This is a genomic window from Microcoleus sp. Pol11C2 (assembly GCF_036701505.1).
Classification (GTDB): Bacteria; Cyanobacteriota; Cyanobacteriia; order Cyanobacteriales; family Microcoleaceae; genus Microcoleus.
Map to the genome: position 1 here is coordinate 45,093 of NZ_JAUBQX010000008.1, position 22,938 is coordinate 68,030.

17 protein-coding genes are annotated in these 22,938 nt (G+C 44.1%); 6 read left to right on the top strand and 11 right to left on the bottom strand.

Annotation, left to right across the window (positions count from 1 at the left end; all coding sequences use genetic code 11):
• Positions 1-9: 9 nt before the first annotated feature.
• A complete protein-coding gene (locus QUA42_RS07395; protein WP_015174783.1) occupies positions 10-357 on the bottom strand; it encodes a hypothetical protein in 348 nt (115 codons plus the stop codon).
• A 241-nt stretch (positions 358-598) separates the two neighbouring features.
• Here QUA42_RS07395 and QUA42_RS07400 point away from each other — a divergent pair, with 241 nt between their 5' ends.
• Positions 599-1,546: a cation diffusion facilitator family transporter gene (locus QUA42_RS07400; protein WP_333136458.1), complete on the top strand. Its 948-nt coding sequence runs from the start codon at positions 599-601 to the stop codon at positions 1,544-1,546.
• A 157-nt stretch (positions 1,547-1,703) separates the two neighbouring features.
• Here QUA42_RS07400 and QUA42_RS07405 read toward each other — a convergent pair whose 3' ends face one another.
• On the bottom strand, positions 1,704-1,940 hold the full coding sequence (locus QUA42_RS07405; protein WP_333136460.1) for a hypothetical protein: 237 nt from the start codon (positions 1,938-1,940) through the stop codon (positions 1,704-1,706).
• 218 nt (positions 1,941-2,158) lie between these two features.
• On the bottom strand, positions 2,159-5,212 hold the full coding sequence (locus QUA42_RS07410; RefSeq protein WP_333136461.1) for an NACHT C-terminal alpha/beta 1 domain-containing protein: 3,054 nt from the start codon (positions 5,210-5,212) through the stop codon (positions 2,159-2,161).
• Between the two features lie 361 nt (positions 5,213-5,573).
• Here QUA42_RS07410 and QUA42_RS07415 point away from each other — a divergent pair, with 361 nt between their 5' ends.
• The 4 genes from QUA42_RS07415 (at position 5,574) to QUA42_RS07430 (ending at position 9,115) form a co-directional block, all read left to right on the top strand.
• Positions 5,574-5,846 (top strand): hypothetical protein, encoded by a 273-nt coding sequence (locus tag QUA42_RS07415; RefSeq protein WP_333136463.1) that lies wholly within the window; start codon positions 5,574-5,576, stop codon positions 5,844-5,846.
• Between the two features lie 21 nt (positions 5,847-5,867).
• Entirely contained in the window at positions 5,868-6,401 is a 534-nt protein-coding gene (locus QUA42_RS07420) for a DUF2726 domain-containing protein (RefSeq protein WP_333136465.1), read from the top strand.
• A 535-nt stretch (positions 6,402-6,936) separates the two neighbouring features.
• Positions 6,937-8,400 (top strand): ABC transporter substrate-binding protein/permease, encoded by a 1,464-nt coding sequence (locus tag QUA42_RS07425; RefSeq protein WP_333136467.1) that lies wholly within the window; start codon positions 6,937-6,939, stop codon positions 8,398-8,400.
• Positions 8,366-9,115 carry an amino acid ABC transporter ATP-binding protein gene (locus tag QUA42_RS07430; protein WP_333136468.1) on the top strand — a complete coding sequence of 250 codons (750 nt, stop codon included), beginning with the start codon at positions 8,366-8,368 and terminating at the stop codon, positions 9,113-9,115. Before QUA42_RS07425 ends, QUA42_RS07430 begins: the two co-directional genes overlap by 35 nt.
• A 160-nt stretch (positions 9,116-9,275) precedes the next feature.
• Here the strand turns inward: QUA42_RS07430 and QUA42_RS07435 are convergent, their stop codons facing one another.
• From QUA42_RS07435 to QUA42_RS07450, 4 genes are all read right to left on the bottom strand, one after another.
• The gene (locus tag QUA42_RS07435) at positions 9,276-10,001 is read right to left on the bottom strand and encodes a hypothetical protein (protein WP_333136470.1); all 726 of its coding nucleotides are present in this window, start codon (positions 9,999-10,001) and stop codon (positions 9,276-9,278) included.
• An 18-nt stretch (positions 10,002-10,019) separates the two neighbouring features.
• Positions 10,020-11,327, bottom strand: a complete 1,308-nt coding sequence (locus QUA42_RS07440) for a glutathionylspermidine synthase family protein (RefSeq protein ID WP_333136472.1) — start codon at positions 11,325-11,327, stop codon at positions 10,020-10,022.
• 111 nt (positions 11,328-11,438) lie between these two features.
• A complete protein-coding gene (locus QUA42_RS07445) occupies positions 11,439-12,092 on the bottom strand; it encodes a DUF1190 domain-containing protein (protein WP_333136474.1) in 654 nt (217 codons plus the stop codon).
• Positions 12,093-12,306: 214 nt separating this feature from the next.
• Complete coding sequence (locus QUA42_RS07450; protein WP_333136476.1) at positions 12,307-13,368, bottom strand: UPF0104 family protein; 1,062 nt, start codon at positions 13,366-13,368, stop codon at positions 12,307-12,309.
• 254 nt (positions 13,369-13,622) lie between these two features.
• Here QUA42_RS07450 and QUA42_RS07455 point away from each other — a divergent pair, with 254 nt between their 5' ends.
• Complete coding sequence (locus QUA42_RS07455) at positions 13,623-15,668, top strand: S8 family serine peptidase (protein ID WP_333136478.1); 2,046 nt, start codon at positions 13,623-13,625, stop codon at positions 15,666-15,668.
• A gap of 138 nt (positions 15,669-15,806) precedes the next feature.
• On the opposite strand, the gene QUA42_RS07460 is transcribed toward QUA42_RS07455, so the two are convergent.
• The 4 genes from QUA42_RS07460 to pruA form a co-directional block, all read right to left on the bottom strand.
• Entirely contained in the window at positions 15,807-16,286 is a 480-nt protein-coding gene (locus tag QUA42_RS07460; RefSeq protein ID WP_333136479.1) for a hypothetical protein, read from the bottom strand.
• A 177-nt stretch (positions 16,287-16,463) separates the two neighbouring features.
• The gene (locus QUA42_RS07465) at positions 16,464-18,134 is read right to left on the bottom strand and encodes a glycosyltransferase family 39 protein (protein ID WP_333136481.1); all 1,671 of its coding nucleotides are present in this window, start codon (positions 18,132-18,134) and stop codon (positions 16,464-16,466) included.
• Positions 18,135-18,170: 36 nt separating this feature from the next.
• Complete coding sequence (locus QUA42_RS07470) at positions 18,171-19,787, bottom strand: glycosyltransferase family 39 protein (RefSeq protein ID WP_333136483.1); 1,617 nt, start codon at positions 19,785-19,787, stop codon at positions 18,171-18,173.
• 120 nt (positions 19,788-19,907) lie between these two features.
• On the bottom strand, positions 19,908-22,883 hold the full coding sequence (gene pruA, locus QUA42_RS07475) for an L-glutamate gamma-semialdehyde dehydrogenase (protein ID WP_333136486.1): 2,976 nt from the start codon (positions 22,881-22,883) through the stop codon (positions 19,908-19,910).
• Positions 22,884-22,938 lie beyond the last annotated feature (55 nt).

Consider the following 22,938-nt stretch of genomic DNA (forward strand, 5'->3'; position numbering starts at 1 on the left):
TTGAGATTATTAACCGACTTGTTCGATATACTGAGCGAGATCGTCGCGCAGGCGGCTGAGTTCGGCTTCGGTGGTGACGCGCACGCGATCGTCCCTAACCGTAATCAGCACTTTCGCAGCAAAAGGAGTCGGCCAGATATTCGGATTGCAGAAAACTTCCAAAAAGACATCTCCTGCATACCGATATTCCATCGGTTTTTGGGGAGAAGCTTTAGCGCCAGCGGTTTTGGCTGCTACAGCTTTCAAGCTTTCCATCAAAGCTGCAATTTCGCTTTGCAAATCCCGCGCGGCTTGCGGGGAAAAGCTAAACGAGACAGAACCTTCGACTAAATTCAGTGTCAGCGGAGAAAGAGACATGGGCAATGAAATTTAACATAGGATTGTTAATGATAAAAAATATAATAACCCAAAAGAAGTACATTCCAGCTCAATTGGACTGCGAAACTGGTATTAATTAAAAATTGTCTCAAGAAGCTCGGCTAAATTAATGAATATAAATCTAGTCGCAAGCTAGATTCGGCAATAGTTTTAACCTTTGCTGACTTGATAAGCTTTAAACTATAAACCAGAAAAATTGACGGCATATCGAGGAGAGTTTATGGTTGCCGATAACCGTTCCGAAGTCCGCAAGGTTTTAATAATTACTTTATTGCTAAATTTGCTGGTGATGGCAATTAAAGCAGCCGTGGGATGGCTGACTGGTTCCCTCAGTTTGCTGGCAGATGCTTTGCACAGCGTCACGGACAGCGCTAATAATATTTTAGGATTGGTAACTAATCATTATGCCAATCCGCAGCCCGATCGCGATCATCCCTACGGACACCAAAAATTTGATGCTCTCGGAGCTCTGGGAATTGCTGCTTTTCTGGGAATTGCCTGTTTTGAAATTCTCAGCGGTGCTGTCGAAAGGCTGATTAACGGGGGTAAAATTGTGAAAATATCCCCAAATGAACTGTGGATTTTGCTGATTGTACTGGGGATTAATATTTTTGTCACTTTTTACGAGCGCAGAGTTGGCCAACGTCTCGGTAGCGCGATTTTAGTGGCTGATGCACAGCACACGATGAGCGATGTTTGGGTGACAATTATGGTGATCGCCGGGTTGATTGGTGTTTGGCAAGGGCAGGTTTGGAATATACCTCAATTACAATCCCTGGATGTGTTTTTGTCTTTTCCTGTGGCTGTTTTGGTATTTAGCAGCGGTTGGAAGGTTTTAAGGGAAAATCTGCCTTGGTTGGTGGATGAAATGGCGATCGCACCGGAGGTTATTCACGCGATCGCGATCGATGTACCGGGGGTTGTCAACTGTCACTCGATCGCCTCCCGTGGCGTGGTAGGGCGTCAAGTATTTATTGATATGCACATGATTGTCGATGCTGTCGATGTAGAAACAGCTCACCGGATTACAGAAGAAGTAGAAGCCCGTTTGCAAGAACGTTTCAGCCCTGTACGCATCTTAATTCACGTTGAGCCGCCGGCTTACCATTCCGACCAAATTAGCTACGATTCTGGAGAGAAGGAAGAAGTTAAGCGTGAAGTTCGGTAACGGATGAGTGTAACGGATTTAAAGGATGTAACGGATAGACTGAAGCTGGAAGAGGATCGATGTGAAGGAGGAAATATTTAGGCTGTATCTCCAGCAAACAGCAGGTTGAGGGATGAAGGAGGAAGGCCGTTTTTGCGATCGCAATTCCTCTAATTTTTTAAATGCTATCGAGGGAATTAGAGCGATCGCACTTAATTAAGTTGCAGTTTTCCACAGGAAAAGGAGGGTTTTCCACAGAAATCAGCAAGTTTTCCACAATAGATCGATCGGCTGTCGTCGATTTCTGTCTTTCTATTTGTATAAATTCCAAGTATTTTGAATTTCTGTAGCCATTTCCCGCCGCCAATGCCAAGGTAGCAAAATCTCCACTTTTGAACCGAGAGCTCGCCGCCATCTCAACGGGTAGTGCGGATGGAATTTTTACTTTATTTTATCTGGTGCTAGCCTATCTACTCTCGATCGTAGCGGAAATTCTCCTACTCTGTTTTAGCGGACGATTCTCTTAATTCAGAGAAAGATGAAGAAATGTTTCGAGCGAGTTGGATTTGGGGGTGTGAGTGCGATCGCGCCTGAGTTGGTGAAAAAGCGATCGCCTTCTGCCAAAATCAAAATTCAAGCCTCCAAAATCGATCGATGCAGCCATTTCAAAACTGCATCGATGAGATTCGGATGGTTAGGAGAAATGCGTTTTACATTGTCGCAGGGTCGATCGGTGATGATTGCGATCGTGCCTCCAAAAGCACTCAGTGCAGTTAGAAAAGGTTCGCTGAATTCGCGATCGATTTTAGAGTTGTAGAACACCAAAGCAACTCGTTTTTCTAGGTTTCTCAAATTCAGTCGCCAATAGGCTTTGAGCAGTGGCATAGTTGTGGGTGTTCCTTCTTGTCGTTCTGGACAACCTTGCTCTACCATTTGGATATAGATATCAGTGGCAGGATTATCTGGAGGGTTAAATTCGCTACCATCAATACAAATCAGTTGTACTGCTCGATCGAGCATTGGGTCGCTGACAATTGCAGAACGCAGGATTTCTGGAAATTCGGCAAAGTTGAGGAGTTGAGTAGTGTTGGAGTTGCTAACTAGGATGTTGTCGGATGCTTCTGCATTTATAGTAAATGGTTGACTGTGCCATGCACTATAAAACTCTGGATAACTCATGTTTTGGGCGCAGTGCCAGATAACTCCATAGCAATGGAAATATCGATCGACATCATCTTTGTCAGTTTTCCTGTATAGACAATTTCTTAGTCCTTCAACTACCAATGGGAACATTTCATACTGAATCATTTTTGTAAAATTTAAAGTTGCCGCGAAACAGCCCATCTCGTCTTCACTCTTACAAAGTAAATTAACTAGAGATTTTGCAATAAATTCTTTACTTGATTTAAGCTTCTTATGTTGAGAGGACTTTAAAATATCTTTAAAGGTGTATTCATTATAGTCGCTTTTTGTTAATTTATCTAAAAGCTTAATAACCTTAAGACTCTCATTTTCGATTCCAAATTTAACGTTTATAGGCTCACCTTTAAATGGTAAACCATATACTAATGAATGAGCAGACGAAAGAGCATCTTGCCGATCCATACCCCAGGAAACTCTCATTGCAGTGTAAAAACTGATTACATTTTCCAGAAGGTCTTCTGCTAATTTGTTTCCAGGGTCAAGCTTAGTTAATATCTTAGCAGCTTCATGGGTATTATCCGCATTTCCCCGAAGACGAAAAGATTGGTTTCCTAATGTAATTTTATGTTCTTTTTCTTCACCAATTAAATTGCTTAATAAATTAATTGCTTTCATGCGATCTGTTTTCTCAAATACTTCTCTAGCGGCATCTTCTACACAATAATGCAATTCTTCACAGATGTTATTAAATCCGATTTGAAACAGTCTCTCCACAATTTCATCTGCTCGTTCATAAGTTGTAAATTCAGAGATTGCACATGCAGCCAAAAAATAAGCTCTGTAGCCATAAAAATTCTCAATACCACATCTATCATTAAAATCTGTTAACAAATCAATAAACTTATCTCTGTTTTTATTGTTGTTTCCAAACCATAATATAATTACTTCTTTCCACTGCGGTTCAAAAATGCGATAAATACCTTCATCTGGATTATGAGGAACGTGATTTAGGAAAAAATGCCAATCATCGATCGCCAAGGCAGCAAAATATTCCTGGAATGTAGGATGAAAGAATGCGTAAACAGGTTCATCTGTTGCAGCTTCTCGATCTACCAAATTCAGCCAACCGAGCTCCCAGGCTAATTTAAAAAGCCTATCGCCCATTTCTTTTTCAATTAAACTCAGCGGCAAGCGAAATCGAGTATCGCTATCCAATCCTGCTATAGACAAACGACCGAGGGCTTGATGTAATTCTTCTCGCAAACCTGGTTGAGTCGCCCAATCAATAACCGATTGGGATGGTTTCCACTCATAGAAATAACGGACAAAGTGTTGATATAGTTCGGCTTTTGTTTCTGGGAATTCGACTTGCTTATTTTTGCTGAATATTTGACACAGTAGAGATAAGCGAAGCGGATTTTTTACGAGTTGGCGGATGCGTTCCTTTTGCGGCTCTTGCAGCTTTTTCTGCAACTCCTGTCCCCGTTGAATATTTTTTGCTTCAGCAAACCACTGCTGAATAAAATCATCTACTTGCTCTTGTTTAAACTCCTGAGTTTTGTAAGTATCAAAGCCTGTGAGGGGATTGTTGAGACGGGCATCCCAAACATTGGTTCGACAGGTTAATACAACCCGCACATTACCCAACCAATCAGTAAGCTGGTTTCTGATTTCCTCTAAGGACAAACAACTATTCGCCACTACAGCCATTTCATCAACACCATCAAGTAACAGCCACACCCCACCGTGACGCAACCGTTTCTGTAGAGATGTTTTGTGAGACTTCTCTACATCAATATCAGGATAAACCAGAGCCATAGCTTCCGGGAACCATTCCTGAAGAATATAGTCTTTCAGTGTCTTTCCTTGCAAGCTTGCCAGCGCAATGCAAATCGGAAAGTCTCGATTATTTTCCTGAATGTGAGTGGCGATTTTATCTAACAGCGTTGTCTTTCCTGCTCCTGGTTGGCCCACAATAGCAATATGCTTATTTTTTCCAGTAAGGTTTTGTCCAATAACGTCAGTCATGAATTCCTCATGCTCGTAAATTCGGGTAACAACTTCCTGTTCTAATTGATGTAACAGTTCCATAGGTACATTGCCACTGCGACGCTGCTGCTGTTTCCGTTTGATTAAACCTAGCGGTACAAAAACATTGATTTCAAATCCCATTTCTGTCGCTCTCCGTCTAAAGCGTTGCTCCTCTTGCTGTTCATTTAACATTTCTTGGCAAACTCGCTGCCAATCAATGGTAATGTTTGGCTGTGGCTCTCGATCGCAATTCTGCAAGTTTGAGTCATGTTCGGCAATAAATTTTATGGCTTCAAATCCTAATGCTTTAATAATTGAAATAGCATAGTTCCTATCGACTGGATTTCCCTTTAAAAAGCGTTTCACTGTGCTAATACTCACATACGCTTGCCTTTCAAGGTCTTCTTTAGACCAACCTCGTTTATCTGGATTTAGTGGCTTCTCCAATTCAGCCATCCGTTGACGAACTTTATCCAAACCTGCGCCATCAATCCGAACACTGCGAGATGCCATAGTTTGACTCATTTCTAACAACTAGAGTGGATGAAATTGAGAATTTTGCATCAGTTGCATAGCCCGCCAGGGGTTTAAACCCCTGGCTCATAGCGAAAGTCCTCTAAAAGAGGACTAAATTCTGACCCAAAAAAGCGTTCTTCAGTCCACTTAAGTGGACAGTAGCTCTTAGCCGTGGGCTTGAGTCCACGGCGGGACAACAGCACAGGCGCAAAATCTCAATAAAAACTATCCCTAGCATAGTCAGCATCAAGTTTCTTGACCAGTTCAGATGAGTTCACTTTTTTCTGAACCGTTTTGCTCTGGAGAAATTCAGTTAACCCCAATAGGCTTAAATCATTAGCACTCAAAGGTTCAGCTTATGACAGCCTTTCAACTCAGCCTTTTCTCAGACGAGCCACCCACTCCACTCGACTCCCTTAACAAAAAGAGAAGGGTAAAACTCCCATCCCAACCAACTGTAATAGAGCAATCCTGCACAACCCATAGAGGCGCACAACTGCTGGAGGTATCCACCACAACTCTCTACCGCGCTCGGAAAGAAGGCAAACCTTACCAGAAGGGCGCTTGGACTGCTACCGCTCTTGGTGCAAACGCTTGGGCAGTAGTCTACAACCCCCTTAATTCCCACTAACCCTAATCGGAGATAAAACTAATGCTCTACGCCTTTGACTATGACAATTCTTTGTCTTCATTTCCCCAATTCCAAAGCGGAGAAATTATCAACGAGTTAGAAACGATCGCTATCGATATTCTAGAGATGATTTTAGGCGATCGCTTCCGTTACTGTCCCCAAGTTCCCCTAGAAATCATCTGTTCCCGTCCAGAAACTTTCACCCGTCTTCCCATTGAACTTTGGAAATTTTGGGTGAGTTCCAGAGTCGATATCGCCTTGATGGAACGCGGTTATTGTGCTAGTCGCAAAGCCAAACTGGTGATAGAATGTCAATCTCATTGGCACGATCGCCCAGAGGTGCAGGTGCGCGATCGCAAAAAAGCCCGACTCCTTGCATCTGTTGGCGTTCCCTTAGTATACCTGCGACAAATCGATCGAGATCGACGCTTCTATCGTTTATACACTCCCAATGGACAAAAAGAAGTCTTCTACAACTCAATTACCCAACAAGGACGGACAGAACTGGAAGCATTTTTGCAACACTATTCAACACAGTTGACAGTTGACAGTTGACTCTTAGACTATAATTTTTCTGTGTAAGTCCTGTAATTAACACAGGACTTACAGACGGCATCTATCCAAATCGAAAATCAATAATCGACAATGGTATTACTCCCACTCGATCGTACCCGGCGGCTTAGAAGTAATATCGCATTTTTTGCTCTGATCTACTGAAGACCTTGTACCACATATAGATGGAATATGCTGGATGATTAGAAATACCGATCGCAACTAGGACAACGGTACAACCTGGGTGGGCATTTAGCAAACAAGCTTTACTTTCTAAAATGTTAAAAAATGTCCGTAAGGCACATTTTTTAAATATAAGTTAGTGACCCAATTATCTATCTTTAGCCCTGGACGCCTTAATACCTTTATAATCGGTTTTTTACTATTATGAAATGCTAATTATGCAGTTTGTTTGTCCCTCAAACTCGGTTTCGGGAAACCCGTGCGTCCAGGAGTATATGTTCCTTTACAAAGGTGACTTGATTCCGAATTGTGGTATATTTTCTGGGCGAGGGGATTTTTTAGGACAATGTTCGATATGAAACGTTTAAAATTAAAATCAATGCTGGCGGCGGCGATCGCGATCGCCCTTTGTTTAATTGCGATCGCCAGCTACGCCCAAGCCAACAAGACTTTAACACTGGCGACTTCCCCAGACTACCCGCCCTATGAATTTAAAGATACGGCTGTTAGCGGCAACGAAATCATCGGTTTTGACATCGATATTGCAAAATATATTACTAAAAAATTAGGCTACGAACTGAAAGTAGTTGGCATGGATTTTAACGGCTTAATTCCCGCTTTGCAGGCGGGAAGAGCCGATTTTGTGATGGCTGGAATGACTCCCACAGCAGAAAGGAAAAAAAATGTTGCTTTTTCTGACCTTTACTACGAAGCTCAAAATACAATTGTCGCCAATAAAGGCAGCAATTTGACCAAAGCTGAAGATTTAGCCGGGAAAAAAGTAGGCGTTCAACTCGGAAGCATTCAGCAGGAAGCTGTGAAAAAAATGGCCGGGGTGCAACTGGCTCCTCTCAATAGGATTCCTGACATCATTCAAGAAATTAAATCGAACCGCCTCGCGGCGGGAGTGATCGAGGATACTGTCGCTACGGGTTATGCAGCAGCGAACCCGGACTTGGAGTTTAACACAATCCCGAATACTGAAGAAAGCGGTTCGGCGATCGCCTTTCCGAAAAATTCGAGATTAGTTCCAGAATTCAACCGAGTCCTCCAGCAAATGAAAGCCAGCGGTCAAATTAAGGAACTAGCTACTAAGTGGTTTTCTCGACCAATTCCGCAAGAACCTGCTCAAGCAAATCAGCCTGCGGTAGTGTCCAAGTTCCGGTTAGATTTTGGCAAAATCTTGCCGAGTTTGCCTTATATTTTGTCCGGGATTGGGGTAACGCTAACTTTTACCTTGCTGTCGGCATTTCTCGGATTTATCTGGGGAATCGTGCTGTCTCTGTTTAAGATTTCTAGCATTAAACCGCTGTTCTGGTTTGGCACTGCTTACACCTCAATTTTTCGAGGAACGCCGCTAATTTTGCAGTTGATTTTAGTTTATTTTGCAACGCCGCAGCTTACGGGCTATAATATATCGGCGCTGCAAGCTGGCGTGATTACTTTTTTCCTGAATTCTGGGGCTTATATTTCCGAAACAATCCGCGCGGGAATTCAAGCCGTAGATAAAGGTCAAAAAGAAGCCGCAGAATCCCTTGGTGTTCCCTACAAACTGATGATGGGCGATATTATCTTGCCGCAAGCGTTGAAAAATATTTTGCCTGCATTGGTGAATGAAAGTATTGCTTTGCTGAAGGATTCAGCTTTAGTTTCAGTAATTGGCGTAGAAGACTTGCTGCGCCGCGCTACAATTGTGGGAGCAGAAAAGTATATTTACTTTGAACCTTTGATATTTGTCGGCGCAATTTATTATTTGATGGTGCTTAGTTTAACTTGGGGGGCAAATGTACTCGAACGTAGACTCCAAAGTAGCAGTTAAGGTCGATCGCCTGTATAAATCTTTTGGCAATCTGAAGGTTTTGCGCGAGATAACTACTGAGATTCATAAAGGAGAAGTGATTGCCCTTATCGGCCCTTCGGGGTGTGGCAAGTCTACTTTTTTGCGGTGTTTGAATTTACTGGAAATTCCGACTTCCGGACACATATACATTGACGGAGTGGATATTACTTTGCCGAAGGCAGATATTATGAAAATCCGCCAGAAAGTAGGGATGGTTTTTCAGCATTTCCACTTGTTCCCGCACATGACTGTGCTGCAAAATGTGATGTATGCGCCTGTAAAGGTGAAACAAATTGCTAAGGATGAGGCGCGTCTGAAGGGGTTAGAATTGCTGGAAAAAGTGGGTTTGTCCGATAAGGCAGAGGTTTATCCTTCTAAGCTTTCGGGGGGACAAAAACAGCGGGTGGCGATCGCCCGCTGTTTGGCTATGGAACCGGAAATTTTGTTGATGGACGAACCGACTTCTGCACTCGATCCAGAAATGGTTAAAGAAGTGTTAGATGTGATGAAAGCTTTGACAAAAACGGGAATTACAATGGCAATTGTAACTCACGAAATGGGTTTTGCGCGGGAAGTCGCCCACCGGATTTTGTTTTTGGATGGCGGAAAGGTGGCGGAAGATGTGCCGCCGCAGGAGTTTTTTAGCAACCCGAAGTGCGAGCGCGCCAAGCAATTTCTGGAAAAAATGCTTTAATTCATATAAGAATTAGAGTTTTTAACCGCAGAGGACACAGAGGACACAGAGAGAGTTAGAGGAGAAAGAGACAGTTGCGGTAGGCTGCGTCAGGTGGGAGATGCTGGATCGCCTCGGAAAGTATAATAATGTTGATCCGATGATTAACTTGGTAATTCTGTTAGAAACAGGAGAGAATTCTTTGAATCACCTGGGCATTAAAATCTTTCGGAAAGCGGTGTCTTTCCTGAGCGTGATCCAGAAAGAAAGTCTTGGGATAATAAGCAAGATTGGCTTCCATCTCGCTAATCTTTTCTAATAAGGGTTCGATCCGATCGATTTTGTCGGGATGGCGATGTTGGATCAGAGTCGCAGCATTCCTAAAATGCCGCCCCTCATCCTGCGTGACCAAATGTCCTACGCGAGCAAAGCCGTTCCCATAGTGTTGGTAGAATTCCTTAATATCCCGGTGATAAGACCAGACGGAACCCATTTCGTCAAACATTAAACCAACTAGAATGGTGAATTCGTTCTCAATCAGAAACGAGATTGGTTCGAGTTCATGCACCCGACTCTGGTTTTTTTGGTCGATCGCCTCTGGGGACAGACCTGATACCATGTGATAGACCTTACGTAGAGCAACGTAGTGCCGTAATTCGTCTTGCAGCCAAAGTTCGATCGCACTCATGAATTCTAACGAGAACTCCGAACTGCGAGATAGCAGATGCTCGTAGAGTGGCTGACTGTCTCCCTCAGAAAACACATCTCGGCTCAGGAGATCCATAAATCCAGCCTGAATTGTAGGCGCGACTTCGGGAATTTTCAACTCATCGGCAATAAATTCATCTACACTCCACTCACTGCTAAGAATTGGAATTCCCCGGACATCATGAGTTTGTAATTTCATAGTTTTTCTGATTAGAAGTTAAGTATTCACCAGACGATCGCTCACAATATGCGGAACGATTAAGCAATGTCGTCCGGTGATCGGATTGGTATCTCCGCGCAATACGATGCCGGATGGAGTATCGCCGACAATCCAGGAACCTACGACGAAGTGGTAGCCAAAATATTCGGGCAAGGGTTGATAGGACTGAATAATGAATCCTTCGCGATCGTAGCCCATCGCCTCGCGGGCGTGAACGGCTCCGGCAACAAAATCGCCTGTTTCAATAGAAACCCCAACACCTTCTAGACCGACGAGGGGCTTTTTGACGTGCATTTGCGTCAGTAATGCTGTGGATTCGAGCGATATAGTATCTGTGAAGAAAGTGGGTAGCAAGAATTGAGCGTAAACTGGGTGGTTGCCAAATAATTCCCACATCCACACCATCGATCCTTTATTGCTTAAAATCTGTTTCCACAGCGGTTCAATGATTTTCACGTCCCCCGCTATCAGGCGCGATGCTAGGGCTTCATCTGCGTTAAAGGATTGGCTGGCGAGTTGCAAATCCAGCCAATCGATGATTTTCCACAGCCGCAAGATCCGATTATTGAATTGATCGACAAAAAATCCTTCTTCATCCACGCCCAGATGGTTACGCAATCCTACAAGTTGGGTGAAAAAGCGATCGTTTCCCAATTCTTGATTAATAATTTCGACCAGTTGTCCTGCCATCTCGGTATCTTCTGACAGATGCTCGTCAATTAACAAGCTCAGACCGAACTGCTTTAAATCATAATGACGACTTAGAGTGCGGAATCGACCCGCAACTTCGTCCCAAAAGTTGTTGAACTGATTGGCATCGTTGGGAAGCGATCGCAAATCTCGGCTTGGTTTTTTCATGTCATCTAACCAGAGCCATTGATAGACTGTTTCTGCACCCAAGAGAGGAGTTTCGCCGTTGATTTCTAGAAGGCTAATTTTTCCATCTTCAGTGACGGCAAGATCGAAACGGGTATAAAGAGACATATCTTCTGCTTCGTCAACCCGATCCCACGAAACCTGAATTGCTTCCCAGAAAGCAGGGGGAATAGCGAGTTTTTTCATCCGATTTTCTAGACCATCAGCGGTGAAAAACCAGTCCAAAAACTCCCGACACATATCCCACAGAGCCTCAGTAGCATCCCAGATATTCGTCTCTTCCTGGCGCGAAAACATTACCCCAAATGGACGGTCTAAGGCTTCTGCCCAGTAGCGTTGGTTGATGTCTGCAAGAGGCTGACATTGGTAGGCGTTATCTAATACGTGCTGCTGCCAGTTGCGTCGTCGCTGAAACAAAAAGGGATACATGGATCAAGCGCCTTGCTAGTGGTGTGGAACTCAAGGATCTACAAAAACAGAGAAAAGAACTAGAGAAAAAATAGTTGTGGGATGAATCGCCACTCAAAAATGCTTGTTGCATCACTTGCCTCCGCTTCCCAAAGGAGCCGTGGAGCGGACAGAAGTACCAAAGCTCCCTCGTCCTTTGATGGTTCCCCGAGCTGCGTGGCCTGGGGGGCGACTTGGGGTGTCGCCACTGGAGGAAAAGTAGGGAGAATCTAGCGGTATGCCCGGTAGAGGACGAGTAATCTGGGTTCTATCTGGAGTTACAATTCCGATGTTGGAGCGGTAAACGGGTTGCACTGGATAAACGGTGTAGGAGCCGCCGTTGACCCCGTTGACCACTGTTGGAGGGGCATCATCATCGACATCATCGGTGAAATAGAAGCCGCCGAACTCTGGTCGCCATCCGGGGGTAGCAGCGCTGGAATTCGATACCTGCGAGCAAATGCTTGCTGTGTCTTCTTGGCATTCTGGCTGCGTGCGATACACGGGCGTAATGCGTTCGTATTCCTGCATTGCGTACCGGAACTGGGCCTGACACTGCTCTTTGGTGAACCCGTTGCTTTGGTTCATCGCATCTACAATACATTGCTGTTCGGATTCGTAGTAGCGTACTTCGTTGGGTTGCCGCAACATGGTATAAGCAAGATAGCCTAATCCACCGATCGCCAGTACACCTGATGTAATTAGAAGGTAACGAATTGTTGTCGTTCGATTGTTGTTATGAGTCATGGCTAACCGGAGGTTAGAGTCATTATTTCAAAGAACCTGTAATGTGATGAATTTGCTGCCACTGAGAGGATTGGATTTACACTGTCAGCCCAAGTTCAAGTAATTTACCTAAGTCTGTGAGTTGGCACTCACGACTTTGATTATAGCTTTTACTACATTCCCCTATTCAGGGATTTCTCGAACGCAGCAAATTATATTCCTCAAATATTTGATTTCAACTTCGCCTTTTTTGACTGCCCTGATTTCGCTGGCGATCGAGCTTCGCTAAAAATGCACCCGAAACATCCGCCAGAATACTAATTATCCGATACAAAGCCACGGCACTCAGAATTATACCCGTAGAAAAGCGATCGGACAGCAGGGCGATCGCCGTTGCTTCAAATACTCCCATTCCCCCCGGTGCACCCGGTACGACTAAACCGACAACAAACGCAAAACAAAAAGCACCGAACAAGTTGGGAATATTGCTAAAGTTCACCGGAGTTAAAGCAGTTACAGTTAGCAAGAATCCGCAGCCTCGCAATCCGATAAAACACATTTGTCCGATTAACGGCACTAAAGGATAGCGTTTAATTGGCAAATTATTTTTGTGGCGAGACTTGACACTAGATGTTTTTTTATTTAGACTGGAGGTAGACTCTAAACGCAAAGTTTGTCGCTCCCCCGGCTCCTCGCCAACTTCTGAATTTTCCCCATTGTTCTTTGATAACTTCAACCGCTCTACAAAGAGAACGATCGGATTTAAAATGCGGGGATGAATCGCCGTTAAAATGGCAGCCCAACCGACAATACGCAAAAACCAATTGAATTTGTCAAAACAAATCAACCCAATCAAAACGCCTGCAGAAGCCATCAGCAGCGGTTCCAGTAACACGCTGAGAGTAGCAGCTTTCGGGAAAATTCCTGCCTTTTTTGCGTCCAATATTCGACCCCAAAAATGCCAAATATTCCCCGGCAAATACTTGGCAATATTAGTTTTGAGAAAAACTTGAATCGCCCAGGCGGCAGTTACAGGTTGACGGAATTCTCGCAAAATCAACATCCACACCCAGCCGACAAAAATTAGAGATAATAAAGTGACGCCGAGGGCGATCGCCAGCAACGGAAAACTTTCGGCTCGAATTTGGATATTCGCGACTTCTCGCCAGTGAGTTAAAAAAGCTTTGGCAATAAATAAAAACGTCCCGCCCAAAATCAAATAGCGCAAATAAGGCTTTAAATGCGATTTCGCGATGTTGAAAAAATTTAGAATTCGATGCAAGTGTTGTTTTCCCATTTTCTGATCCCGATTTTGAATTTGGGATTAAGTTATACTGTTTTAGATTTTATCTTTTAGAGGGGGTAAGGCGGAATTGTGCTTGATTTACACGGCATGATATGACTGAATAAATCTGTTTAACCTAACCTATGCAGACCTCTACAGACTGTGCGTAATGCCCGCATTACAGACTATTTAGGGCGTTTTTAACCACAAACTTAAATTTAAAATCTAAAATTTAGATCGATATACCTCACTAGGAGTACATTTCTATGCCCGGCCCGAGCCCTGACGGTTTTTCCTATCTTTTAGATGATAGCCCCAACAGTTTCGCCTTGACTCCGGGCTTTTTGACTCCTTATCCTAACGGATTTTTTGCCCTCGGCGGCAACGATTTTATTGTCGGTTCGTCGGATGCCGAAATAATTAACGGTGATAATGGTAACGATCGCATTCTCGGCGGTGGCAATTCCGATACGCTGTTAGGGGGCGCAGACAACGATTTGCTTAACGGTGGTGCCAGCGCAGACTTCTTGTTTGGCGATGCCGGCAGCGATACCTTGCAGGGAGGTAAGGGAGATGACGCCCTCAACGGCGGCGACGGCAGCGACGTTTTAGTGGGCGATGGGGGTAAAGATACGCTGACAGGGAGTTTGGGCCCAGATACCTTTGTCTTCCGCAGCGATTCCGCAGTCTCCGATCCGGCTGTGGCAGACGTTATTACTGACTTTAACAGTTTTGTGGATTCGATCGGCCTGACTGACAATCTTACCGAAGCTGACTTGGTTCTCGAAGAAATATCGATCGCCCCCGGTATTTCCAATACATTAATTAAAATTCGCCAATCCAATGCTATTTTAGGCTTGGTAGCCAACGCATCTCCACAAGACCTCGCCGATACATTCATCTCTGCAACTACCGTATTGGGCAACCAACTGGATCAAGCTCGCGATTTAGGCGTTTTGGGTGGCACTCAAACGATCGCAGACTCGGTTAGCAACGCCCGGCCCGACGGCCTTTACCGCTTTACTTTGCCTGCAATTAGCGACTTTAAATTAACTGTCAGCGGTTTGACGGCGGATGTTGACGTTGCTCTAATTAAAGATCTTAACGGCGACAATTCTATTGACTTCACCGATATTATTGCTTCTTCTCAACAACCGGATTTATCGCCGGAGTCGATCGACATCAACGGTTTAGCCGCAGGAACTTACGTTGTTCGAGTTTATCAATACCAAGGCAGTACAAATTTCTCCCTCAATCTGTCTGCAACCCCGGCAACTGTTTTTACTAACAATGCGAGCAACTTGCAGGGTTTTGACTCTCGTTTTGGGTTCGGTTTGGTGAATGCAGCAGCGGCAGTTGCTAAAGCTCAAGGTACTGCAACTTTTCCTGATGTTCCCGACTTGGGCGGCGACGAGTGGGGCAGAGATTTAATTAAAGCTCCGGAGGTTTGGGCCCAGGGCTTGACTGGAGACGGAATTGTGGTGGCAGTTATCGACAGCGGAGTTGACTACAATCACCCGGATTTGACGGGGAATATTTGGAGTAATGCGGGGGAAACCGGTGTTGATGCGATCGGTCGCAATAAAGCTAGCAACGGGGCTGATGATGACAACAATGGCTTTGTTGACGATTTCCGGGGATGGGATTTTGTCAACAACGATAATGACCCGCTGGATGATAACAATCACGGCACTCATATCTCGGGTTTAGTTGCTGCGAAAAAAGATGGGGTTGGGATTACTGGAACGGCTCCCACTGCGAAGATTATGCCTTTAAAAATACTTGATGGGGCAGGAGTGGGTAAAATTCGGGATGAAATTAATGCGATTAATTATGCGGTGGCAAATGGAGCGAAGATTATTAATGTGAGTTTGGGCGGCCTGCAGTTGAATGTTCAAGAATTGGATGCGATTCGACTGGCTGAAGCTCAAGGCGCGATCGTAATTTCGGCGGCAGGAAATGATGCTCGCGCACAAGCAGATTATCCAGCTCGGTTTGCCAATGAGGTAGGAATTGCTGTCGGTGCTGTTACCCGAAATGGCTTGTTTGCGGATTATTCTAACCGGGCGGGTTCGGAGGCAATTAATTATTTTGTTGGTCCGGGTGGCGACGGCGGCACGACGGATTCTGGTGACGTTTATTCAACTGTGCCGCTTTCGGAACCGGGGATTCCCTATCAATATTTTGCGGGTACTTCAATGGCAGTGCCGCAAGTATCGGGGGTGATAGCTTTGATGTTGCAAGCTAATCCGAGTCTGACTCCTGCTGATATTAAGAGGATTCTTGCGGAAACTGCGAATCGATCGGTTTGAATTTGATATGGTGCGATCGATCTACAATCTTCCATCTTCTACCAATTATTAAAAGTAAACCGTAGGGACACCGCAATGCCGTGTCCTACTCCCCGCGCCGGACACGCAATGTCGTGTCCCTACTTTTCATAATTGGTATTAAAAATTGGCGGCGTAAGTTAAGTCAAATTGGCGGCACAGGGTGATGCAGCAGTAGCTTGGTCGGTCGAATACTAACTCGTAATTCATCTGACCCTCTATTTTGGTGATCGGCTGCTTTAAGGGGATGCCATGAATGTCGTATTGGCGGCGTTCTAAGGCACTCCAGTCGATAATTTTGAAGTCGATTTGGTTCTGCAACTCAGTTGCGATCAGATATAGGTGCATCTTGTCTTCAACTTTCCCAGTCAGGGGAACTTTTATTAACACTGACTGGGTGACGAGGGGTTTTTGGTCGTTGGGATGCTTCTGGGTGTGGCAGCTTTTGAGTTCTATATCGTAAGGTTCTACCTTGAATTTCTCTCCACTGGCGATCGCAGATGAGTGCAAATCTTTCAGGCACTTTTCTAGGTGAGGAATCAGCCCTAAGTCTGGATCGCACAGCAGTTTACGAATGTTGGAGGTTTCAGTGACTGTCATTTGAGATTTTTGATGTTATTTTTTGATTCTTAATTTTTAGCTTACCGCGAAAAGCAACCCTATTGAACTATACTTGCGACATAGTTCCAAAAATACCGTTTATAGCCAGTATGTCGCAGTGAATAAGACATTTATTTTTTGGCAGCAAACTGGTCTTTTTTGCCTTAATGTTTTAGATTATTTTTTGGTAATTTTCCACAGATTAAGCTCGACATTAGGGTCAGCCGGATCTATTTGATAGTTTTGTTGCTGAATAGCCGATCGCAAAGTAGGGGAGGGTCTGTATAAAAACAACTCACTGAAACCGCCGGGAATTTGCGGGGGTTGGGGTTTTTTCTTTGCCAATTCTCGATTTTTGTAGCAAGAGGTGTAACAGCGAGGTTCTATTAGCAGTTGGACTTTTGGTTGCAGGTGATAACTTAAAGGCATGATGTATGCAATGTTGGTATCGCTGATTATCAGGGGATTGCTGGCAGAATTGACAGTCGCGGCTACTTCCAAGGCACGTAACCAACCGCTACCTTTATTCCACCAAATATCTGCTTGAGAACTAACTCCACCGGATACAATACCTGCGAAAAAAACTCCAACTATAACTATTTTCCACAGTTTTTGCTGTTTGAATTTCTCCAAATTGTTACTAATTTTCGCAGACAGCAGGTAAGCCACTGCTAGCTGAATTCCCACATAACAAGGAACTAAATATCGCGGATTTGCTGATCGCCTTCCACCCTTGATTAGATCAGGTACTGCTAAAAACAAAGCAGTTGTTGCAATTAATAACAATACAATCAACCACACTCGCTTTGGTGTTTGTCGGCATAGATAATAAAGGGCATAGCCGACTAAAGCTAGAACCATGATTCCAACTGGAATTACCAAGGCTAGTTGTGTAGCGTTGGCAGTTCCATCAATGCCAATATCAAAAAATGCTATGGTGATGGAACCAACCCACCTGCTGACTAATCTTAAGAAATTTGTTTGTTCTGCCCATACAGTTGTGCTTCTAACTTGATTGAAGTTTTCTACAGTATTTACGAGGGAAGGCATGAAGCATATCAAAGCGATTAAAGCTGCTACATAATAGGAAATGAATGTTTTCACATCGCGCCAGTTGGCAATAACTGCGACGTAGATTGCGTGGGCGGCAGCGACGCAGACAAATAACAAGTGGGTGTACAATCCCAGTGTTGCTGTGCCTGCATAAAGCGCCCAGCAAAGAACGACGGCGACAGCATTTTGATTTTCGTCAGAGCGCATTGCTCGCAGCAAGGCTGCACTAGATAAAATAGTAGTTAATGTCCACAAACTGTACTGTCTTGCTTCTTGGGCAAATATGATGTGGTAGGGAGAAATGGCGAAAATTGCGATCGCAATCCACGCTACGGTTGAAGATTGAAATAACTCCCAAGCCAGCCAATAAATTGCGGGAAATACTAGCAGGCTAATCACGGCGGCCAAACTTCTCATTACGGCAACGGAACTGCCGAACCATTGCGCCCAATATCGCGCTAGTACATAATACAGAGGCGGGTGTTGGGGGTCTTCTGTTGCTAAAGAATTCAGGGTATCCCTTAAAGTTTTTTCGGAATTTATCTGCTGATATTTTTGTAAATCCGCAGGCGAGGTTATTTTCTGGTAGGAAATTTGTTTGATTATTTCGGCTTCAGTGTAGCCAGAAACTCTCAAAGAAGTATATGTTTCGTCGATCCAGTAAAATTTGCGATCGAGATTGGCGAAGCGAAATAAAATACCTATGACTAATACGGCGATAATTAAAAATCGCAGCCACTTGTCAAGTGAAGGGTTATGAGAATTTAGTCGATCACAATTTTTCGGAAATTCCATTTTAAACAAACTCACCTGCTTTTGCTATATAAAACATCATTTTTTGACTATTTTGCCGAGGATAATTTCGTCATCTTCCGCATAGATTGTTTGTATTTTATATTGATTACTTTGGGAAATTTTTGCCTTTAATTCGCGAGAAATACTGTACAAAAAAATCTCGTTAAAATTCTCCGGAATTTCAACATTATTTTGAGGTGGCATTAGTAATAATTTAGCTTTGGGATCGAGTTGGTGACTCATGCCGAGTAAATTGCCGATATCCCATACAATATACTCTGAAAAGTCTGTTATGATTAATGGCTTAGAAGCTGAGTTGACTGTACGGGCGATCGAAACGTTAAGAAGAGAGCCAGATTTATTCCACCAATTATCTGCTGACACATAGAGGCAGCAAGAGGCAATTCCCATGGAGAGCAGAAGAACGAGAGCTAATCTCCACAGCTTTTGTAATTGAGCTGTAACTTGAAGTTGAGTAAAAAAATAAGCCACAGATATCTGGATTCCTAAATAACAGGGAATCATGTAACGAGTGTTGACAGAGCGAATTCCTCCCCTAATTAAGTCCGCTGGTAATAAAAATCCTACTATCACGAACGTTAATGTCACAACAAATAACCAAACTCGCATTTCCGTTTTACATACAAGTAAATAAAAAGAATACCCTACCATTATTAAAATCATTAAAATAACTGGCAGAGTAGATATCAAATATGGTCGTGACAAATTCCAGTAAAATCCCACATCAAAAAATTGATTGCTAATGTTCAATAGCCAACTTTTGATCAATTCTGAAACAGGTCTTCTCAGAGACAGCCAGGATGTTTTATCAGTGGCATTGCCAGAATTTTTTATAAAAGCTATAATCCAAGGAGACAGAGCAATCAATCCTGTTATTGATGCTAGCAAATAGCCAATTACCGTCTTGTTAAACCGGAATTTTTCGATAACTACTACATAGATTCCATGTCCTATTGCAACTATTCCAAATAAGAGGTGAGAATAAAATCCAACTACTAATGTTACACCATAAATTGCCCAACTACTATTAGTTTTTAGGCGCATTCCTCGTAGCAAGACCGCGCTTGACATTAAAATTAACATGACAAACAAACTGTAAGGTCGAGCTTCCTGAGCATAAACTACCTGAAAAGGCGATACAGCTATTATGGCAACTGCTAACCAAGCTGTCACCGATGACTCAAATAATTCTAAGCATAGCCAATACATACAAGGTAATGCCAGCACGCTAAAAACAGCCGACAAACTTCTAGTTACTGCGATTGAATCTCCAAACAGTTGCACCCAGAATCTCACTGCAACAAAGTACAGGGGAGTAAGTTGAGACTCTTCTAATGCCAATCCTTTTACGGTGTCAAAAACGCTTTTCTCTGTATTTATTCGCTGGTACTTTTGTAGAGTTTTTATTTCCTTGATTTGACCGTCACCAAACTCTTGAATAAATTCAGATTCTGTATAACCAGAAATCCGCAGAGAAGTGTAACCTTCGTCTAGCCAGTAAACTTTTTTTTCGAGATTGGCGAAACGAAAAAATATACCCAGGACTAATATAACTATCATTAAAACTCTCATCCACTTGCCAAGTGAAGGATGGTGATAATTTAGCCTAGCACCATTTTTTGTATATTTCATTTTAAATAAATTCAATTATAACAACAGAATAGCCCAGCCCCGACTTCTTTGAACCAAGATAGCATATACCCGACTTCTTAAAGAAGTCGGGTATCAAATCTTAATCAAAGGAATTTAAGATTAATCATCTACTCCTTCAATCGGCGCAAAACCTTGCCGCTGAATATTTTCGGTTATGGTGCGGGGTTCGAGGAATTGGAGCAAATAATCCGGGCCACCCGCTTTAGAACCAACCCCCGAAAGTTTGAATCCTCCGAAAGGTTGCCGCGATACCACAGCGCCGGTAATTCCGCGATTGATGTACAGGTTTCCGACTTCAAAATCGGATGCGGCTCGATCGATATGGGAAGGCGTGCGAGAATACAATCCGCCGGTTAAAGCAAAATTGGTGCCGTTAGCAATAGCAATCGCTTCGCTGAAATTCTTTGCCCGAATCACCGACAAAACCGGGCCGAAAATTTCTTCTTGAGCGATAGTTGCTGTGGGCGATACTTCGGTAACAATGACTGGGCCGACAAAATAACCGGTTTCCGGTGCCGGCATTTCTAAAGCTATTTTAGCTTCGGCGCGACCTGTTTCGATGTATTCGCGGATGCGTGAATGGGCATTTGCATCGATCACAGGGCCAACTTGAGTGCCAGGATTTTCTGCTGGGCCGACATTGAGCGATCGCGTCGCTTCTACCAATCTTGCCACAAAATTATCGTACACCGATTCGACCACAATTACTCGGGAACAAGCGGAACATTTTTGACCGCTGTATCCAAATGCCGAATAAACTACGCCTGCAACTGCTTGGTCTAAATCCGCACTTTCATCGACAATAATTGCATTCTTGCCGCCCATTTCGGCAATTACTCGTTTCAGGTGTTTTTGTCCAGGTTGCAAAATCGCAGCATCGGCATAAATCTGACAGCCTACTTCCTGAGAACCGGTGAAAGTAATCATGTGAACGTCAGGATGTTTCACCATGTAAGCGCCGACGGTTGAACCTTTGCAAGGCACGTATTGAAATACGCCTTTCGGGATTCCGGCTTCTAGCAAAATTTCTGTGATTTTTGCTGCAATTACTGAGGAAACTTCCGCAGGTTTGAGTAAAGTACAATTACCAGCAACCAGCGATGCAACTGTCATGCCAACGGGAATGGCGAGGGGGAAATTCCAGGGTGAAATGATTAAAGAAATTCCACGTGGCTGATAGCTGTAGCGGTTAGTTTCTCCGGGAATGTCGTAATTTTTCCCTTGGTCTAACCGTTCCATTTCGTCGGCGTAGTAGCGGCAAAAATCAATAGCTTCGGAGACTTCGGCATCGCATTCTCTGACGGGTTTACCGACTTCAAACACCATCCAAGCTGACAGTTCGTGCCTCCGCTGTTCCATCAACTCAGCGGCTTTGCGGAGGACGCCGGCGCGCTGGCGGACGGGGGTTTTCCGCCAACTGGTAGAGGCTGATTTTGCTGCTTCAAGGGCTTGTTTGGCTTGTTCTTCGGAAAGCAATCCGATTTTGCCAACTACTTCTGTGGGATTGGAAGGGTTGAGAGAGTTAACTGTTGCTTCAGTATTTTGGTACTCGCCATTGATTAGGGGTAAATAGGTTTTACCTAAGTTGGCGCGCACTGATTTGATGGCTGTTTCTGCTTGTTGCCGCAATTTGGTATTGGCGTAGTCGGTATCGGCAACGTTAGGAAATACTTTGCTGTAAACTAGCTGGTCATTTCCGTTAGCAACTGGCGCGGCTAACAATTGTTCGATCGGCATTTCTTCGGAACTTTGCCGGATGAAAGAACTGTTGGCGGTATTTTCCAGCAAACGGCGGATCAAATAAGCCATTCCCGGCAGCAAATCGCCGTAGGGGCAGTAGACTCGGACGCGATAACCCCGATCGACCAAAAGCTTAGCCAATTTGTCGCCCATGCCGTACAGCACTTGCATTTCAAAGCGGCGGCGCGGTATATTGAGAGTTTCGGCAATGGCGATCGCCCTCGCTTGCGATCGCACATTATGACTGCCAATAGCTGCATACAAATATTCGTGATTTTCTAGCAGCAACTGCGTCATCTGCTCGAAATTGGCATCGGTAGCAACTTTGTCATTGTAGACAGGCTGCGGCCAATCTTTCTGCATCGCTTTGATAGTTTCCTGATCCCAGTAAGCGCCTTTTACCAGCCGCACTGTTACCGGATTTCCGCGTTTTTTTGCCCAGGCAATCAGGTTTCGCAAATCTTGGGCACTGTCCCGCAAATATGCTTGCAATGTAATTCCGATATCCGTGCGACTGCGAAACTCTTCTTCTAACAATAAGTCTTTGAGAATGCTCAGAGTTAAACTTTTGTAAGCATACTGTTCCATATCGAAATGAACAGCAGCTCCCAACTCCTTCGCGCGGCGCAGTAAAATGCGAATTCTCTCGCTTACTTTCTCTTCGCTACCTTTAGCATCCAAAGGGTCAAACTGAGAATAAAAAGCCGTTAACTTTACCGATACTTGCACTCGCGGCAGAGTTTCGCCGTCAGCTTTGTCAATTGCATCTACTTGCGGCCAATTCTTCGCTGCATTCGCGAGTTCCTCCATCAATTCCAAATAGCGGTTAAGATAAATTTGCGCCTCAGCTTCAGTGATAACAGCTTCCCCCAAAAGGTCAACTGTAAAACCCATTTTATCTTTGCGAAGTCGCTCTAAGGTTTTAATTACCTGCTTGATATTTTCCCCAGAAATATACTTGTGCGCCAAAGTTTCCACAGCAGGCGCAACCGTCGTCGCCGCCAATTGGCCCGGAACTGAATCAGGGCTAGCAAAGTTGAGCAATTTTTTCAATGCTTCGGGCAATTCTACCTCTTGGGCGGTCAGGTATTCTTGCAAGTGGCGGGCAATTTCCGGCCTGCTGCGGAGGGCCGGCAAACAGTCAATAAATCGAAACAACTGCACCCGCAGTCCGGGGCTGGCCATCGCCCAATCCATGAGTTTGTCGTCCCAGCGCATTTGGTCTTGGAGTTGACCGAAAAAAGAGCGCTTTTTCTCTTGAGTTGCCCGCAATATTTCTTTGGCAATTTCCTGGGTTTTTTCTTCGTAGATGTTTTCAGATACTTGTGCGATCATTGGTAATAAGTAATTTGTAATTTGTAATTAGCTACAGGGGGACTTTATGTATTTT

Bases quoted from the DNA above. Each gene is read 5' to 3' on its own strand.
- QUA42_RS07430 (WP_333136468.1), top strand. From the start codon at position 8,366: ATGTACTCGAACGTAGACTCCAAAGTAGCAGTTAAGGTCGATCGCCTG.
- QUA42_RS07405 (WP_333136460.1), bottom strand. From the start codon at position 1,940: ATGGCGGCGAGCTCTCGGTTCAAAAGTGGAGATTTTGCTACCTTGGCA.
- QUA42_RS07415 (WP_333136463.1), top strand. From the start codon at position 5,574: ATGACAGCCTTTCAACTCAGCCTTTTCTCAGACGAGCCACCCACTCCA.
- QUA42_RS07410 (WP_333136461.1), bottom strand. From the start codon at position 5,212: ATGGCATCTCGCAGTGTTCGGATTGATGGCGCAGGTTTGGATAAAGTT.
- QUA42_RS07450 (WP_333136476.1), bottom strand. From the start codon at position 13,368: ATGGGAAAACAACACTTGCATCGAATTCTAAATTTTTTCAACATCGCG.
- pruA (WP_333136486.1), bottom strand. From the start codon at position 22,883: ATGATCGCACAAGTATCTGAAAACATCTACGAAGAAAAAACCCAGGAA.
- QUA42_RS07445 (WP_333136474.1), bottom strand. From the start codon at position 12,092: ATGACTCATAACAACAATCGAACGACAACAATTCGTTACCTTCTAATT.
- QUA42_RS07425 (WP_333136467.1), top strand. From the start codon at position 6,937: ATGAAACGTTTAAAATTAAAATCAATGCTGGCGGCGGCGATCGCGATC.
- QUA42_RS07470 (WP_333136483.1), bottom strand. From the start codon at position 19,787: ATGAAATATACAAAAAATGGTGCTAGGCTAAATTATCACCATCCTTCA.
- QUA42_RS07455 (WP_333136478.1), top strand. From the start codon at position 13,623: ATGCCCGGCCCGAGCCCTGACGGTTTTTCCTATCTTTTAGATGATAGC.
- QUA42_RS07400 (WP_333136458.1), top strand. From the start codon at position 599: ATGGTTGCCGATAACCGTTCCGAAGTCCGCAAGGTTTTAATAATTACT.
- QUA42_RS07420 (WP_333136465.1), top strand. From the start codon at position 5,868: ATGCTCTACGCCTTTGACTATGACAATTCTTTGTCTTCATTTCCCCAA.
- QUA42_RS07435 (WP_333136470.1), bottom strand. From the start codon at position 10,001: ATGAAATTACAAACTCATGATGTCCGGGGAATTCCAATTCTTAGCAGT.
- QUA42_RS07440 (WP_333136472.1), bottom strand. From the start codon at position 11,327: ATGTATCCCTTTTTGTTTCAGCGACGACGCAACTGGCAGCAGCACGTA.
- QUA42_RS07465 (WP_333136481.1), bottom strand. From the start codon at position 18,134: ATGGAATTTCCGAAAAATTGTGATCGACTAAATTCTCATAACCCTTCA.
- QUA42_RS07460 (WP_333136479.1), bottom strand. From the start codon at position 16,286: ATGACAGTCACTGAAACCTCCAACATTCGTAAACTGCTGTGCGATCCA.
- QUA42_RS07395 (WP_015174783.1), bottom strand. From the start codon at position 357: ATGTCTCTTTCTCCGCTGACACTGAATTTAGTCGAAGGTTCTGTCTCG.